13 protein-coding genes and 1 pseudogene are annotated in these 16,266 nt (G+C 70.8%); 6 read left to right on the top strand and 8 right to left on the bottom strand.

What is annotated here, in order from left to right:
- Positions 1 to 41 precede the first annotated feature (41 nt).
- Positions 42 to 1,265 (bottom strand): NYN domain-containing protein, encoded by a 1,224-nt coding sequence (locus ACH4LD_RS16760; RefSeq protein ID WP_398058562.1) that lies wholly within the window; start codon positions 1,263 to 1,265, stop codon positions 42 to 44.
- Positions 1,266 to 1,488: 223 nt separating this feature from the next.
- Here ACH4LD_RS16760 and ACH4LD_RS16755 point away from each other — a divergent pair, with 223 nt between their 5' ends.
- The gene (locus ACH4LD_RS16755; protein WP_165951540.1) at positions 1,489 to 1,656 is read left to right on the top strand and encodes a hypothetical protein; all 168 of its coding nucleotides are present in this window, start codon (positions 1,489 to 1,491) and stop codon (positions 1,654 to 1,656) included.
- Positions 1,657 to 1,760: 104 nt separating this feature from the next.
- On the opposite strand, the gene dnaE is transcribed toward ACH4LD_RS16755, so the two are convergent.
- Positions 1,761 to 5,300 (bottom strand): DNA polymerase III subunit alpha, encoded by a 3,540-nt coding sequence (gene dnaE, locus ACH4LD_RS16750; protein ID WP_398058563.1) that lies wholly within the window; start codon positions 5,298 to 5,300, stop codon positions 1,761 to 1,763.
- A 273-nt stretch (positions 5,301 to 5,573) separates the two neighbouring features.
- Here dnaE and ACH4LD_RS16745 point away from each other — a divergent pair, with 273 nt between their 5' ends.
- The 4 genes from ACH4LD_RS16745 to ACH4LD_RS16730 all read left to right on the top strand — a co-directional run bounded on the left by ACH4LD_RS16745 (position 5,574) and on the right by ACH4LD_RS16730 (position 10,278).
- A complete protein-coding gene (locus tag ACH4LD_RS16745) occupies positions 5,574 to 6,899 on the top strand; it encodes a DUF2252 domain-containing protein (RefSeq protein ID WP_398058564.1) in 1,326 nt (441 codons plus the stop codon).
- A gap of 68 nt (positions 6,900 to 6,967) precedes the next feature.
- Positions 6,968 to 7,648 carry a hypothetical protein gene (locus ACH4LD_RS16740; protein ID WP_132783892.1) on the top strand — a complete coding sequence of 227 codons (681 nt, stop codon included), beginning with the start codon at positions 6,968 to 6,970 and terminating at the stop codon, positions 7,646 to 7,648.
- A 66-nt stretch (positions 7,649 to 7,714) separates the two neighbouring features.
- Positions 7,715 to 8,527: a DsbA family protein gene (locus ACH4LD_RS16735; protein ID WP_398058565.1), complete on the top strand. Its 813-nt coding sequence runs from the start codon at positions 7,715 to 7,717 to the stop codon at positions 8,525 to 8,527.
- Between the two features lie 80 nt (positions 8,528 to 8,607).
- Positions 8,608 to 10,278: an alkaline phosphatase D family protein gene (locus ACH4LD_RS16730; protein ID WP_398058566.1), complete on the top strand. Its 1,671-nt coding sequence runs from the start codon at positions 8,608 to 8,610 to the stop codon at positions 10,276 to 10,278.
- 18 nt (positions 10,279 to 10,296) lie between these two features.
- Here ACH4LD_RS16730 and ACH4LD_RS16725 read toward each other — a convergent pair whose 3' ends face one another.
- Positions 10,297 to 10,869 carry a dienelactone hydrolase family protein gene (locus tag ACH4LD_RS16725; RefSeq protein ID WP_103815220.1) on the bottom strand — a complete coding sequence of 191 codons (573 nt, stop codon included), beginning with the start codon at positions 10,867 to 10,869 and terminating at the stop codon, positions 10,297 to 10,299.
- A gap of 105 nt (positions 10,870 to 10,974) precedes the next feature.
- On the opposite strand from ACH4LD_RS16725, the gene ACH4LD_RS16720 reads away from it, so the two are divergent.
- The gene (locus tag ACH4LD_RS16720; RefSeq protein WP_132783889.1) at positions 10,975 to 12,081 is read left to right on the top strand and encodes a mechanosensitive ion channel domain-containing protein; all 1,107 of its coding nucleotides are present in this window, start codon (positions 10,975 to 10,977) and stop codon (positions 12,079 to 12,081) included.
- Between the two features lie 25 nt (positions 12,082 to 12,106).
- Here the strand turns inward: ACH4LD_RS16720 and ACH4LD_RS16715 are convergent.
- From ACH4LD_RS16715 to lspA, 5 genes and pseudogenes are all read right to left on the bottom strand, one after another.
- A pseudogene (locus ACH4LD_RS16715) lies at positions 12,107 to 12,378 on the bottom strand (SDR family NAD(P)-dependent oxidoreductase); the annotation flags it as partial.
- The gene (locus ACH4LD_RS16710) at positions 12,377 to 13,963 is read right to left on the bottom strand and encodes a Na+/H+ antiporter (RefSeq protein ID WP_398058567.1); all 1,587 of its coding nucleotides are present in this window, start codon (positions 13,961 to 13,963) and stop codon (positions 12,377 to 12,379) included. The pseudogene ACH4LD_RS16715 and the gene ACH4LD_RS16710, both read right to left, overlap by 2 nt.
- Positions 13,964 to 14,095: 132 nt before the next feature.
- Positions 14,096 to 14,569, bottom strand: coding sequence for a GNAT family N-acetyltransferase (locus ACH4LD_RS16705; protein ID WP_132783887.1), 474 nt, complete (start codon positions 14,567 to 14,569; stop codon positions 14,096 to 14,098).
- Positions 14,560 to 15,504, bottom strand: a complete 945-nt coding sequence (locus ACH4LD_RS16700; protein ID WP_059248819.1) for an RluA family pseudouridine synthase — start codon at positions 15,502 to 15,504, stop codon at positions 14,560 to 14,562. Before ACH4LD_RS16700 ends, ACH4LD_RS16705 begins: the two co-directional genes overlap by 10 nt.
- A 69-nt stretch (positions 15,505 to 15,573) precedes the next feature.
- Positions 15,574 to 16,224: a signal peptidase II gene (gene lspA, locus ACH4LD_RS16695; RefSeq protein ID WP_398058568.1), complete on the bottom strand. Its 651-nt coding sequence runs from the start codon at positions 16,222 to 16,224 to the stop codon at positions 15,574 to 15,576.
- Positions 16,225 to 16,266: the final 42 nt, after the last annotated feature.

Raw genomic sequence — 16,266 nt, 5'->3', positions numbered from 1 at the left:
GTCGGGGGCCTTTACTCGCCCTTGGGGGCGGCTCCGGGCGTTCAGTCGGCGGCGGGCGCGTGCTGTTCGGCCGCCGCCGGGACGTCGATCTCCCGCCAGAACCCCGCCCGAATGGCGTAACGGTCGTGCTCGTCGATCTGGTCGTCCTTGTGGGCGAGCAGCCCGAACCGGGCCGCGTACCGCAGCAGCTCCCCGTCGATCCGGTGCGGGATGCGCGGGTACATCTGCGACAGCCGCTGCAGATGGCTCTGGTCGCCGAGCCGGGACATCCAGCGGCGGGCGAAGACCTGCCCGACCTCGTACGGGTCACCGCCGACGGTGGTGATGTCCTCCTCCCGGTCGGCCCACCGCTGCTCGGCGGTGGTGAGCTGGGCCAGCGTCGGCATGGAGGCGGCCTCGGGGGGCTCGGCGACCACCCCGGGCCGGTCGACCCAGCCTTTGTCGGAGGACCAGCGCAGGGTCGCGGTCGCCGGGTGCTGGACGGACTGGGTACCGGGTGCGCGCAGAGCGGCCAGGTCCTTGGGGGTCGGGACGCCCTTGGAGGCGGTCACCCGCTCCTGGGAGCCGTTCTCGGCCACGGCGGCGGCCGGCGGGTGGGCGGGCTGTTCGGCGGGCCGCTCGGCCGCGGTGCCGAGGGCGGACTCGGGCAGCGGCGCGGAGAGGATCGCGGCGATCTCGGGGCGGGGCGCGGGCGGCGGGGCACAGACGCCGGTCAGCTCCTTGGCGCGGACGGCCTGGGTGATCCAGGCACGGTCCAGCACGCGCCGCTCGTCCGCCTCGGCGACCAGGTCCTCGGACTGGTTGTAGTCGCCGTCGGCGGCCTGGACGGCCCACAGGTGGACGGCGACGCCGTGCTCCTTGGCGGCCATCATGCCGGGCAGCAGATCGCCGTCGCCGGTGACGAGGACGACGTCGGAGCAGGCGCGGTTGCGGGCCAGCTCGGTCAGTTCCGCGTGCATGGCGGCGTCGACGCCCTTCTGGGCCCAGCGTCCGTCACTGCGGGTGAGGGCGCCCAGGCGAACGGTGACCCGGGGCATGACGCGCAGCCGGCGGTGCTCCGGCTGGGGGACCCGGTCGGGGGCGCCGTCGAACCAGTAGATGCGCAACAGGGGGCGCTCGGTCTCGGACTCCGCGCGTTCCCGCAGCGCCTGGATCAGCGCGGCGTGGTCGACGGTGATCCGGGACCGCGAGGGCTCACCGGCGAGGAGGCTGGCGGCGGCTCCCAGCAGATACCCGGCGTCCACCAGGACGATGCAGCGGTCCACGCGACTCACCCTCTTCCCGGGAGGTTTTGCTTCGGACTTCCTTCGAGTCTGCCCGACCACGCGGGGGTTAACGGCCCGAACTCGATCTTCGGCGTGGCGTTTGCGGCTCCGGTGCGCTCACCACCCCTGTCACACACGGTAATTATCCGACATGCGCTTGATGTCAGCGTATGTGAATCTGGTCCCGGCCCTGGCCCCTAGATCCCCCACAGGAGGCATCACCATGGCCAAGAACAAGAACCGCAAGCAGTCCGGCCCGCAGAACCGCGCTCCGCAGTCCGAGCACGCGCAGCGTCCGCAGGCGGAGGAGCACGAGCCGCCCATGGCGCACGCCCCGGGCAGCCCTTCGGAGGCCGCGCGCAAGAAGCAGAAGAGCTTCGGCCACAACTAAAGGGCAGTTGAAGCCCGGGCACAGGTGAGGGGCGCACCCGTCAAGGGTGCGCCCCTTCGCGTTCACGCCTCCTCGACGCCCTTCCCGACGCCCTCCGCCGGGCCTCAGCCGGCCAGGCAGGACGGGCCGAGCAGCACCTTCAGATCGCCGAACAGCGCCGGGTCGGGCTTGACCCGGTGCCGGTCCAGGCGGAGCACGGTGGTCTTGCGCGGGCCCTGGAGCTTGATCCGGACCTCGCTGTCGCCCTTGTGGTGGCTGAGGATCTCGCCCAGGCGGCTGACCATCGGCGGGGTCACCTTCACGGCCGGGATGGTGAGCACGACGGGCGCGTTCGTGCCCGCGTTGGACAGGTCCGGGACCATCAGTTCCATGGCGACCAGCCGGGGCACGTCCTCGCGCTTGTCGAGGCGGCCCTTGACGAACACCACGGCGTCCTCGACGAGTTGGGTGGACACCAGCTGGTAGGTGGCCGGGAAGAACATGCACTCGATGGAGCCCGCCAGGTCCTCGACGGTGGCGATGGCCCAGGCGTTGCCCTGCTTGGTCATCTTGCGCTGGAGGCCGGAGATGATGCCGCCGATGGTCACCACCGAGCCGTCCGCGTAGTCACCGCCGGTGAGCTGGGCGATGCCCGCGTCCGCCTTGTCGGAGAGCACGTGCTCCAGGCCGAAGAGCGGGTGGTCGGAGACGTACAGACCGAGCATCTCCCGCTCCTGGGCGAGCAGGTAGGTCTTGTCCCACTCGTCGTCGGTGAACTCCACGTCGAGGCCGAAGCCGGGCTGGTCGCTGGTCTCCTCGCCCATCCCGCCGAAGAGGTCGAACTGGCCCTCGGCCTCCTTGCGCTTGACCGCGACCACGTTGTCGATCATCGGCTCGTACTGGGCCATGAGGCCCTTGCGGGTGTGGCCCATCGAGTCGAAGGCGCCGGCCTTGATCAGCGATTCGGTGGTGCGCTTGTTGCAGACCACCGCGTCGACCTTGTCGAGGTAGTCGGGGAAGGAGGCGTACTTCCCCTTCGCCTTGCGGCACTTGATGATCGACTCGACCACGTTGGTGCCGACGTTGCGGACGGCGGACAGGCCGAAGAGGATCACGTCGTCGCCCTGGGCGGCGAAGTTGGCCTCGGACTCGTTGACGTTCGGCGGAAGCACCCGGATGCCCATGCGCCGGCACTCGTTGAGGTAGACCGCGGACTTGTCCTTGTCGTCCTTGACCGAGGTGAGCAGGGCGGCCATGTACTCGGCGGGGTGGTTCGCCTTCAGGTACGCCGTCCAGTACGACACCAGGCCGTACGCGGCGGAGTGCGCCTTGTTGAAGGCGTAGCCGGCGAACGGGACCAGCACGTCCCAGAGCGCCTGGATGGCCTCGTCGCTGTAGCCGTTCTTGCGGGCGCCGGCCTGGAAGATGACGAAGTTCTTCTCCAGTTCCTCCGGCTTCTTCTTGCCCATCACGCGACGGAGGATGTCGGCCTCGCCGAGCGAGTAGCCCGCGATGATCTGGGCGGCCTTCTGCACCTGCTCCTGGTAGACGATCAGGCCGTAGGTGACGTCCAGGACCTCCTTGAGCGGCGCCTCCAGCTCGGGGTGGATCGGCGTGATCTCCTGCTGCCCGTTCTTGCGCAGGGCGTAGTTCGTGTGGGAGTTCATGCCCATCGGGCCCGGGCGGTACAGGGCCGACACGGCGGAGATGTCTTCGAAGTTGTCCGGCTTCATCAGCCGCAGCAGCGACCGCATGGGGCCGCCGTCGAACTGGAAGACGCCGAGGGTGTCGCCGCGCTGGAGCAGTTCGAAGGTCGTGGGGTCGTCGAGCGGGAGGCTCAGGAGGTCGATGTCGATCCCCTTGTTGGCCTTCACCATCTTGACGGCGTCGTCCATGATCGTGAGGTTGCGCAGGCCGAGGAAGTCCATCTTCAGCAGGCCGAGCGACTCACAGCTCGGGTAGTCCCACTGGGTGATGGTCACGCCGTCGGTGTGCCTCACCCAGACCGGGACGTGCTCGGTGATGGTCTCGCTGGACATGATCACACCGGCTGCGTGCACGCCCATCTGCCGGACCAGGCCCTCCACACCGCGCGCGGTGTCGATGACCTTCTTCACGTCCGGCTCGTTCTCGTACATCCCCCGGACCTCGCCCGCCTCCGAGTATCGCGGGTGGCTGGGGTCGGTGATGCCGGACAGCGGGATGCCCTTGCCGAGGACATCGGCGGGCATGGCCTTGGTGATCCGGTCGCCCATCGCGTACGGGTAGCCGAGCACGCGCGCGGAGTCCTTGATCGCGTTCTTGGCCTTGATGGTGCCGTAGGTGCCGATCATGGCGACCTTGTCGGCGCCGTACTTCTCCGTCACGTACCGGATCACCTCGACGCGCCGGCGCTCGTCGAAGTCGATGTCGACATCGGGCATGGAGATGCGCTCGGGGTTGAGGAACCGCTCGAAGATCAGGCCGTGCGGGATCGGGTCGAGGTCGGTGATGCCGAGCGCGTAGGCGACGATCGAGCCGGCCGCGGAGCCCCGGCCGGGGCCGACCGCGATGCCCTGGCGCTTGGCCCACATGATGAAGTCGGCGACCACGAGGAAGTAGCCCGGGAACCCCATCTGGATGATGACGTCCATCTCGTACTCGGCCTGCTTCTGGCGGTCCTCGGGGACGCCGCCCGGGAAGCGGCGCTCCATGCCGCGGCGGACCTCCTCCTGGAACCAGGTGACCTCGGTGTAGCCCTCGGGGATGTCGAACTTGGGCATGAGGTCGCGCTTCTCGAACATGCCGGTGGTGTCCACCATCTCGGCGACGAGGAGCGTGTTGGCGCACCCCTCCTGCCAGGCGTCCGAGGAGTCGATGGCGTACATCTCGTCCGTGGACTTCAGGTAGTAGCCGGTGCCGTCGAACTTGAAGCGGTCGGGGTCGGACAGGTTCTTGCCGGTCTGGATGCACAGCAGGGCGTCGTGGGCGCCCGCCTCGTGCGCGTACGTGTAGTGCGAGTCGTTGGTGACCAGCGGCGGGATGCCGAGCTTCTTGCCGATCTCCAGCAGGCCGTCACGGACCCGGCGCTCGATCTCGATGCCGTGGTCCATCAGCTCCAGGAAGTACCTGTCCTTGCCGAAGATGTCCTGGTAGTCGGCGGCGGCCTTGAGCGCCTCGTCGAAGTGGCCGAGGCGCAGCCGGGTCTGCACCTCGCCCGAGGGGCAGCCGGTGGAGGCGACGATGCCCTCGGACCACTGGGCGATGGTCTCCTTGTCCATCCGGGGCCACTTCTGCAGCCAGCCCTCGGCGTAGGCGTCGGAGGAGAGCCGGAACAGGTTGTGCAGGCCGGTCTTGTCCACGGCCCACATCGTCTTGTGGGTGTAACCACCCGAACCGGAGATGTCGTCCCTCTTCTGGTGCGGCTGGCCCCAGAGGATCTTGCGCTTGTTCCGCCGGGACTCGGGGGCGACGTACGCCTCGATCCCGATGATCGGGGTGATTCCGGCCTTCTTCGCGGAATGGAAGAAGTCGTACGCCCCGTGGAGGTTGCCGTGGTCGGACATGGCGATGTGCGTCATGCCCATCTCGTTGCACGCGTTGAACATGTCCTTCAGCCGCGCGGCACCGTCCAGCAGCGAGTACTGGGTGTGGACGTGCAGGTGCGTGAAGGGCGGCTTTGACACGGTGAGGCCTCCGGGAAAACACTGCGGCGCGAAGCGCCTCGTTGAGGGGCGGTGGTCGGGTGACGGGCGGGCACTCGGCGACGGGCTGGCGGACAGTTCTGGGGTCAGCGTCGAAGTCTATGCCGCGGCACTGACAACGAGATGAAGACTTGGCGCGAAGCGCCCCCGATGTGGGGTGGTGGCCGGGTGACGGCGGGCACTCCCGCGTACCTTCGTGCGTTGGGTACGGCAGAAACGCTGTCGTACAGGTCACGCACCAGGAGGCACCCCGCGATGTCGGTCCCCCAGCTCGACGAGGAGCAGCGCGGCGAGGAGATCCTCGCCGTCTTCGACACCGCCTTCGGCCGGCTCCTGGCCGCCGACCCGGCCGCGTTCCGGGTGAAGTTCCGGAAGATGGCGGCCTCGGCCTTCGCCTTCTACCGGGGCACGGCGGCCCTCTTCTACCACGACCTCGACGCCGAGAAGCGCGGCGGCCCGTACCTGGACGAGCGCACCTCGCGCGTGTGGATCCACGGCGATCTGCACGCCGAGAACTTCGGCACGTACATGGACTCCAACGGCCGCCTGGTCTTCAACGTCAACGACTTCGACGAGGCCTACGTCGGCCCGTTCACGTGGGACCTGAAGCGCTTCTCGGCGTCGGTCGCGCTCATCGGGTACGCGAAGGCCCTCAGCGACGCGCAGATCACCGAGCTGGTCACGGTCTACGCCACCGCCTACCGCGAGCGCGTCCACGCCCTGGCCACGGGGGCCAAGCGGGACGAGGTGCCGCCGTTCACGCTGGACACCGCGCAGGGTCCGCTGCTGGACGCGCTGCGTGACGCCCGCTCGCTGACCCGCTTCGGCCTGCTGGACTCGATGACCGAGATCCGCGACTTCGAGCGCCGCTTCGCACCGGGCGGCGGCTCCATCGAGCTGGACGCGGCGACCCGCTACAAGGTCCTGGCGGCCTTCGACGGCTATCTGGAGACGCTGCCGGACTCCTCCCTGGCCCGCCCGGACTCGTACCGGGTGAAGGACGTCGTGGGCCGCCGGGGCATCGGCATCGGCTCCGCCGGCCTGCCGTCGTACAACATCCTCCTGGAGGGCCACAGCGACGCCCTGGAGAACGATGTCGTGATCTACATCAAGCAGGCCCAGACCCCGGCCGTCTCCCGGCACATCACGGATCCGGCCATCGCGGACTACTTCCGGCACGAGGGCCACCGCACGGTGATCTCCCAGCGCGCCCTCCAGGCGCACGCCGACCCGTGGCTCGGCTGGACCGAGCTGGACGGCGCCGGCCAGCTGGTCGCCGAGGTCTCGCCGTACGCCGTGGACCTGGACTGGGACGACATCGACGACCCGGAGGAGATCGCGGCCGTCGTCGCCGACCTGGGCCGGGCCACCGCGACCATGCACGCGGCGGCGGACGACACCTCCGGCGAGTCCCTGGTGCCGTTCTCCACCGAGCGGGCCATCGACGCGGCGCTCGCGGCCGACGAGGAGGGCTTCGCGCCCCTGCTGGTGGACTTCGCGCACAGCTACGGCGCACGCGCGCGTGCCGACCACCAGATCTTCGTCGACCTGTTCCGCAACGGCCGGATTCCGGGGCTGTAACCTTCACGGATTCACAGGCACCCTTTAGGGGTCCCTTACCGGCCCACGTGACAGACTCTCCTTTCGCTATGGACATATCCGGGACCCAGCTCAGAGCCGTGCGCGCGGCGCTGTTCACGGCCTTCGTCGTGACGCTCAGCACCGCGTCGCACGTGCTGCTGTCCCGTGCTCCGCTGCCGCCCGCGACCGTGGGCGCGGTCGCCGCCGGGGTGTTCGTCACCGCGTACGCGCTGGCGGGCCGTGAACGCGGCTTCGGCCGGATCGCGGCCCTGCTGATCCCGCTGGAGCTGACCGCCGACACGGTGTTCACCACCGGCCAGCACGCCTGCTACGGCCGCGCGGGCGGCCCGGTCGCCGGTCCGCTGCGCGCGGTCGGCCTGGACGTGCTGTGCGAGGGCCGGGTGGGCACCCCGCTGACCCAGATGGCCGGCGGCCCCGGCCATTCCGGGGCGCTGCTCGCCCACGCCGGCCCGGCCACCGCCTGGCTGCTGCTCGCCGCGCACATCGGCGTGGGGCTGCTCGCCGCCGCCTGGCTGCGCCGGGGCGAGCGGGCGCTGACCCAGTTGCTGCGGGCGGTCGCCGCCACCACGTTCCGGCCGCTGCTGCTGGCGGTGGCCGCGGTCGCCGCACGGCCGCTGCCGGCCCGCCGGCTGCCCCGCCCGGCCCCGCGCCGCGCCGCCGCCCGCGACCGGCTCCTCACGCACTCCCTGGGACGGCGTGGACCGCCGTGCTCCCCGGCATTCGCCTGAGCACGACCAGTCCCCCACACGTATTCCGCGTACGACGTGCGCGCGTCCCACATGGAGATCACCAATATGAGCAAGCGGAACAGCCAGGCGGCGAAGACGGCGGCCCGGGAGCGGCTGCGCCAGGAGCGCGAGCGGCAGGCCAAGCGCGACAAGGCCCGGCGGCAGCTCATCGTGGCCGCCTCGGTCGTGGCCGTCCTGGCCGCGGCCGGCGGCATCGGCTACGCCGTCGTGCAGAACAACAAGCCCGCCTACTGGGAGGCCGCGAAGGACGACAAGCTCGTCGAGCCGGCCAACACCTCGGGCACGGACGGCACGACGATCGTCCTCGGCAAGAGCAGCGCCAAGAAGACCCTGGTGATGTACGAGGACCCGCGCTGCCCGGTCTGCGCCGAGTTCGAGCAGGTGGTCGGCCCGACCGTCAAGAAGGACCTCGACGCCGGCAAGTTCAAGATCCAGTACGTCGGTGCCACCTTCCTCGACAAGAACCTGACCGGCGAGGGCTCCAAGAACGCGCTCAGCGCCCTGGGCGCCGCGCTCGACGTCAGCCCCGAGGCCTTCCTGGAGTACAAGACCGCGATGTACTCCAAGAAGTGGCACCCCGAGGAGACCACCGACAAGTTCAAGGACGACAGCTACCTGATCAAGATCGCTGACACGGTCCCCGCACTGAAGGGCAACGCGGCGTTCCAGAAGGCCGTGAAGGACGGCACCTACGACAGGTGGGCGCTGGAGGAGTCCAAGCTCTTCGACAAGGACGGCATCTCGGGCACCCCGACCCTGAAGATGGACGGCAAGACCCTGACGGGCTCCGACGGCAAGAACGCGCCCATGTCGGTCGCCGAGTTCAACACCGCGCTGGACGCGGCCCTCAAGGGCTGAGCCGACCAGCAGTCAAAGAGCGGGCGAACTTTTGCGAGTTCGCCCGCTCTCGCGCGTACCGATCAGTAACCTGATCGTCCGTGACCAGTCGATACAGATCGTCCGAGGCCTCCCAGAACCTCGGTTCGCTTTCGCCCCGCCGCCGTTCGGTCGTCAAGGCCGCGGCGGCGACCGCTGTCCTGGCCGGCCCGCTGGCCGCCGCCGCGTCGGCCCGCGCCGCCACGGACGCCCCCGCCTTCCTGCACGGTGTCGCGTCCGGCGACCCGCTGCCCGACGGTGTGCTGCTGTGGACCCGGGTGACCCCGGTCCCGGAGGCGATACCGGGTTCGGGGCTCGGCCCGGACACCGAGGTCAGCTGGATCGTCGCCAGGGACAAGGCGTTCACCAGCATCGTCTCCAAGGGCTCCACCACCGCGACGGCCGCCTCCGACCACACCGTGAAGGCCGACATCCGCGGCCTGGAGCCGGCCACCGACTACTGGTTCCGCTTCTCGGCCGGCGGCACCGCTTCCCCGGTGGCGCGCACCCGCACCGCGCCGGCGGCGGACGCCGACGTCTCCTCCCTGCGCTTCGGCGTGGTCTCCTGCGCCAACTGGGAGGCCGGCTACTTCTCCGCCTACCGCCACCTCGCGGCCCGCAACGACCTCGATGCCTGGCTCCACCTCGGCGACTACATCTACGAGTACAAGTCCGGCGAGTACGGGACCCGGGGCGAGGTCGTACGCCCGCACGCGCCGGCCAACGAGATCCTCACCCTCGCCGACTACCGGATCCGGCACGCCAAGTACAAGACCGACCCCGACCTCCAGGCCCTGCACCTGAAGGCGCCGGTCGTCGCGATCTGGGACGACCACGAGTTCGCCGACAACGCCTGGTCGGGCGGCGCCGTCAACCACACCGAGGGCGCCGAGGGCACCTGGGCGGCCCGTCAGGCCGCCGCGAAGCAGGCGTACTTCGAGTGGATGCCGGTCCGCCCGGCCGTCGCGGGCACCACCTACCGCCGGCTGCGCTTCGGCAAGCTCGCCGACCTCTCCCTGCTGGACCTGCGCTCCTTCCGCTCCCAGCAGGCGTCCACGGCCAGCGGCTCGGTGGACGACCCGGACCGCACGCTCACCGGGCGCGCCCAGCTCGACTGGCTGAAGGCCGGTCTGAAGGCCTCCGACACCAGGTGGCGGCTGGTCGGCAACTCGGTGATGATCTCGCCGTTCTCCTTCGGCTCCCTCTCCGCCGACCTGTTCAAGCCGCTCGCCAAGCTGCTCGGACTGCCGCAGGAGGGCATCGCCGCCAACACCGACCAGTGGGACGGCTACACCGACGACCGCCGCGAACTGCTGACCCACCTGCGCTCCAACGCCATCGGCAACACCGTCTTCCTGACCGGTGACATCCACATGGCGTGGGCCAACGACGTCCCGGTGGACGCGGGCACCTACCCGCTGTCCGCGTCGGCGGCCACCGAGTTCGTGGTGACCTCGGTGACCTCCGACAACCTGGACGACATCGTGAAGGTCCCCGAGGGCACGGTCTCGGCGGTCGCCGCGCCGGTCATCAAGGCCGCCAACCGGCACGTCCACTGGGTGGACACCGACCGGCACGGCTACGGCGTGCTCGACATCACAGCCGACCGCGCGCAGATGGACTACTACGTGCTGTCCGACCGCACCGACGCGAACGCCACCTCCACCTGGGTGCGTTCCTACCGCACCCGCAGCGGCACACAGAAGGTCGAGCGGACCTACGACCCGGTGTGATCACCCCGGGGCGACCGCTCAGCCCAGCGATTCGAGGAAGCCGAGCGCCACCCGCCAGGTGGCCTCGGCGGCCTCCGCGTCGTAGTCCGGCAGCTCGGGGTCGGTGTAGAGGTGCCCGGCCCCGGCGTACCGGTAGACCTCCACATCGGCGCCCGCCCGGCCCATCTGCAGGTACCAGGCGCTCAGCCAGTCGTCCGTCTCGAACGGATCCGGTTCGGCCACGTGCAGCTGGACCGGCAGCTCGTCCACGTGCGCGTTCGGCGCGATGTCCGACGTGCCGTGCAGGAGCAGCAGCCCGCGCGCCTTGTCGTCGCCGAGGGCCAGGGTCTGGGCGACGGAGGCGCCGAGCGAGAACCCCGCGTACACCAGCCCGCGGTCCGAGTACGGCGCCGCCGCCAGCACGGCCCGCTTGAGCAGCTCCTCCTTGCCGATCCGCTCCTTGAACTCCATGCCGTCCTCGACGGTGTCGAACGTACGCCCCTCGAAGAGGTCCGGCGTCCACACCTCGTGGCCCGCCGCGCGCAGCCGGTCCGCGGCCTCGCGCACCGCGGGCCTGAGCCCGTAGGTCGAGTGAAAGAGCATGATGTTCATGAGGCCATGGTGCCAGCCGGCCACGGCAGTGCCGGTGCCGCCGTACCCAGGAACGCGCCGAACTCACATGTTCATGCCCTGCGCCCGCCGGTTAGGAGCGGAGGCATGGAGAACGTACTCCGCCCCCTGATCGTGCTCGGCGGCACGGTGCTGCTGACCCTGGCCATCGGCTGGGGCACCGACCGGCTGCTGTGCAAGGCCGACGAACGCGACCACGACACCCCCCTGTGGGGGCTGCTGCGCCGTGCCCGCATCCCCTACCAGCTCGTGCTGTGCACCGCTCTGCTGCGCGGCTCGTACGACCAGGCGAAGCTGCTGGAGCGGCACCAGGTCGGCATCGGACGGACACTGACGCTGGTGCTGATCGGATCGGTCGCCTGGCTGGTGATCCGGATCGCCGCGGCGATCGTGGAGACCACCTACTCCCGCTACGCCCGCGTCCATCGCGACGCGGCCCGGGTGCGCCGGGTGCGCACACAGGTGGAGCTCATCATGCGGGTGGTGTCCGCGATCGTCATCGTCGTGGCCGTCTCGTCGATGCTGCTGACGTTCCCGGCGATGCGCGCGGCGGGCGCCTCCCTGCTGGCCTCGGCGGGCATCATCGCCGCCATCGCCGGTGTCGCCGCCCAGTCGACACTTTCCAACATGTTCGCCGGGCTGCAGATCGCCTTCGGCGACATGGTGCGCATCGGCGACACCGTCGTGGTCGACGGCGAGTGGGGCACGGTCGAGGAGATCACCCTCACCTTCCTGACGGTACGGACCTGGGACGAGCGCCGGATCACCATGCCGGTGTCGTACTTCACCTCCAAACCCTTCGAGAACTGGTCCCGTGGCACCCCGCAGATGACCGGGATCGTCTACTGGCATCTCGACCACAGCGCGCCGATCGAGGCGATGCGCGAGAAGCTGCGGGACATCCTGCGCGCGTGCCCGGCCTGGGACGGCCGTGCGTGCAACCTCCAGGTGACGGACACCACGCCGAACACCATCCAGGTGCGCGCGCTGGTGACGGCGAAGGACGCCGACGACATCTGGACCGTGCGGGTCGCGGTCCGCGAGCAGATGATCAGCTGGCTGTCGGCGGAACACCCCTACGCACTGCCCCGGGTGAACACCGCGGACTCGGTGCTGCCGCCGTCCCGTGTCCCGTCCCCGGACCGCGCGTCCCTGCGCAGGGCCTACGAGTTCCCGCGCACCGGCCGGGGCTGACCGGGCACCGGCCGGTACCCACCCGTCACCGGCCGGAACCCGCCGCCCGCGCCGCTCGACGGCCCCGTTCGGCACCTCCGCTCGCCTGGACGATCCGCGAGGTGACGTGGCCGACGGCTCGCGGCCGGGGGCGACCACGTGCACGGTGATGCCGCGCGAGCCCAACTCCCGGGCCAGGTCGTGGGCGTACGGATGCAGACCGGCCTGGGCCGCCGCGTACGCACCCGTGCCCGAGCCCCGGTAGGCGGCGATGGAGCTCAGGAACAGCGCCCGCCCGGGGGCTTGTGCGCGGCGCTCACCGCAGGCTCCGCACGTCGAGATGCCGAAGCACCCGGTCCACGATCTCCGGGTCCGCCCCCGGCTCGCTCCGCGCCGCCAGTACCTCGTGGCGCGCCGCGCTCAGCATCTCGTTCTGGATGCGCCGCACCCGCTTCAGCCGCTTGGCCCGCTGGTGATGGGCCTCCCGCCGCTCCTCCTCCCCCATGTCCGGGCTGATCCGGATCCCGATGTCGAAGGCCCGCCGCAGCATCTGCTCGGAGAGCTCCTCGGGCAGCTCCTCCACCTGCTCGATCTCCCGCAGCCGCCGCTTCGCGGCCCTCGCCGCCCGCACCGCCAGTTCCTTCTCGAACTCCTTCTCCCGCTCGGAGTCGGCCCGCACCCCGAGCCGCTTCACCAGCCACGGCAGCGTCAGCCCCTGCACGACCAGCGTGGCGACGATCACCCCGAAGGCGATGAAGACCATCTCGTCCCGGTCGGGGAACGGCGCCCCGGCGTCCGTCCTGAGCGGCACGGCCAGCGCCAGCGCCACCGAGGCCACGCCCCGCATCCCGGACCACCACATCACGACGGTCTCCCGCCAGCTCACCGGGATCTCCTCGTCGTAGTCCCGGCGGGCGTGCAGCCGTTTGGTCAGCCAGGTCGCCGGCAGCAGCCACAGCAGCCGTACGACGACCACCACGCCCACGACGGCCGCCGCCCAGCCGAGCATCTCGCCCCACCGCCCCTGGGCCGTGCGGATGGCGTTGTGCAGCTCCAGTCCGATGAGTCCGAAGGCGACGCCGGTGACGAGCGTGTCGATGATGTCCCAGAAGGTGTGGCCGGCGAGCCGGGTCATCACGTCGTCGGCGTCGGTGGCGTACTCGGCGAGGAACAGCGCGGTGGTGAGCACCGCGAGCACCCCGGAGCCGTGCAGCTTCTCGGCGAGCACGTAGGAGGCGTACGGCACCAGCAGGGTCATGCCGATCTGCAGGGTGGGATCGCCGAGCAGGTCCATCAGCTTGTTCGCGCCCCAGCCCAGCGCCAGACCGGCGGCCACCGCGACGACGGCGGACAGCACCAGGTCGAGACCCGCCCGCCAGGGCGAGAACGTACCGCTCACGGCCGCGGCGATGGCCACGTGGTACAGCACGATGGCGGTGACGTCGTTGAACAGGCCCTCGCCCTCCAGGATCGACACCAGGCGGCGCGGCAGCCCGAGCTGTCCTGCGACGCTGGTCGCGGCGACCGGGTCGGGCGGCGCGATCAGGGCGCCCAGCGCGACGGCGGCGGCGATCGGCAGTCCCGGCACGATGGCGTTGGCGACGAACGCGACGCACACCGTCGTGACGAACACCAGGGCCACGGCCAGCAGGAAGATCGGCCGGAGGTTGGCCGCGAACTGCCGCCAGGAGGTCCGGCGTACGGCGGCGTAGAGCAGCGGTGGCAGCAGCCCGGGCAGGATCAGGTCCGGCGGGATGTTCACGTTGGGCACGAATTCGGCCACGGCCAGGACCCCGCCGAACAGGGTCATCAGCACCGGCGCCGGCACCCCGAACCGGTCCCCCACCGGGACGCTCACCAGGGCGCCGAGCAGCAGTACGAACAACAGAGCCAGCTGGTCCACGGACGGCGCTCCGGGAGTCGACGATCACACGGCAGACCTCAAGCCTGCCATGACGCCCGCGGCCCGGCGTACCGATGCCTGGACGGCCGCGCACCCCGGCGGGAGCCGCGCGGCCGACGGCGGCTCACCCGGCTACAGGGCCCGGCGCATCGCCCGGTGCGGTATGCCCGCGTCCGGGAACTCGGGGCCGTACGCCTCGTAGCCGAGCCGCTCGTAGAAACCCAGGGCGTGGGTCTGCGCGTGCAGGTCCACGGCCGTGAGGCCACGCGCGCGGGCCGCGTCCTCGATGGCGCGCACCAGGGCCGCGCCGACGCCGAGCCCACGGGCCGCCCGGGAGACGGCGAGCCGGCCCAGCGAGCCCACCGCCGGGTCCCCGCCGGTCTTGGCGGCCGCCGCCTCGCCGTGCAGCAGGCGCCCGGTGCCCAGCGGCACCCCGTCCTCGCGGACCGCCAGCACATGGACGGCCACGGCGTCGTAGGCGTCGTACTCGATGTCCTCGGCCACGCCCTGCTCGGCCACGAAGACCTCCTTGCGGACCGCGAAGCAGGCCTCGCGGTCGGCGGGGTCCTCGGCGACCCGGACGCTGTAGGCGGGGCTCACGCCCATGTCTCCTCCCGGACCTGGTCGAGGGCCTTCTGCAGGTCCTCGGGGTAGTCGCTCTCGAACTCCACCCAGGAGCCGTCGCCGGGGTGCTCGAAGCCGAGGCGAACGGCGTGCAGCCACTGGCGGGTCAGGCGCAGCCGCTTGGCGAGGGTGGGGTCGGCGCCGTAGGTGAGGTCGCCGACGCACGGGTGGCGGTGGGCGGCCATGTGGACGCGGATCTGGTGGGTGCGGCCCGTCTCCAGCTTGACGTCCAGCAGAGAGGCGGCACGGAACGCCTCGATCAGGTCGTAGTGGGTCACGGAGGGCTTGCCGTCGGCCGTGACCGCCCACTTGTAGTCGTGGTTCGGGTGGCGGCCGATCGGGGCGTCGATGGTCCCGCTCGTCGGGTCCGGGTGGCCCTGGACCAGGGTGTGGTAGCGCTTGTCGACCGTGCGTTCCTTGAACTGGCGCTTGAGCGACGTGTACGCGTACTCCGACTTGGCGACCACCATCAGGCCCGACGTGCCGACGTCCAGGCGGTGCACGATGCCCTGGCGCTCGGCGGCGCCGGAGGTGGAGATCCGGTACCCGGCGGCGGCGAGACCGCCGATCACGGTCGGGCCGGACCAGCCCGGCGACGGGTGCGCGGCCACGCCGACCGGCTTGACGATCACGACCACGTCATCGTCGTCGTGCACGATCTCCATGCCCTCGACCGGCTCGGCGACCACCTGCACCGGCGCGGGCGCCTGCGGCATCTCGACCTCCAGCCAGGCGCCGCCGCGCACCCGCTCGGACTTGCCGACCACCGCGCCGTCGACCTGGACCTTGCCGGCCGCGGCCAGCTCCGCCGCCTTCGTGCGGGAGAAGCCGAACATCCGGGAGATGGCGGCGTCGACACGCTCGCCCTCCAGGCCGTCGGGCACGGGCAGGGTACGGATCTCGGGAATCGTGCTCACCCGTCGAGTATGCCGGACGGGCCGGACGGCTCCGCACGAGCCTGTGGAAAACCCGGACGGACCCCGGGATCAGTCCTTGTGGACCGTGCCGTCGGGGTCCAGGCCGCGGAAGGACAGCAGCACGATCAGGATGCCGCCGCACACGATGGCCGAGTCGGCGAGGTTGAACACCGCGAACCCCTTGGGCGCGATGAAGTCCACCACCTCTCCCTCGAAGACGCCCGGCGCCCGGAAGATCCGGTCGGTGAGGTTGCCGAGCGCGCCGCCGAGCAGCAGGCCGAGCGCGACCGCCCAGGGGAAGCTGTACAGCTTGCGGGCCAGGCGGATGATCACGACGATCACGGCCGCGGCGATCAGAGTGAAGATCACCGTGAAGGCCGCGCCGAACCCGAAGGCGGCACCCGGGTTCCGGATCGCGTGCAGCTCCAGCAGGTCCCCGACCACCTGGATGGGCGCGTGCCCCTCCAGGCGGGACACGACGAGCATCTTGCTGATCAGGTCGAGGGCGTACGCGAACGCGGCCACCGCGAACAGCACGGCGATCCGGCGCCCGCGGCCGGTCCGCCCCGCCGTGGTCCCCTGCTCGCCCGCGCCGGACGCGCCGGCCTGCCCGGGCGCACCGGCCGCGCCGGTGCCGGCGGGTGCTCCGGCCGCCGCCGTGTGCTCGCCGCCGTCGTCCGGGGTGTCCGGCGTACCGATGATCCGCTCCGCCTCTGCCACGTGAGTCCCTCAACCTAGGTGCCTGACTGAGGACGAGACTAC

The sequence above is a fragment of the Streptomyces sp. NPDC017676 genome (genome assembly GCF_044329325.1).
Classification (GTDB): Bacteria; Actinomycetota; Actinomycetes; order Streptomycetales; family Streptomycetaceae; genus Streptomyces.
The sequence above is the reverse complement of the archived record's forward strand: the minus strand, read 5'-3'. Positions and strand labels throughout refer to the sequence as shown.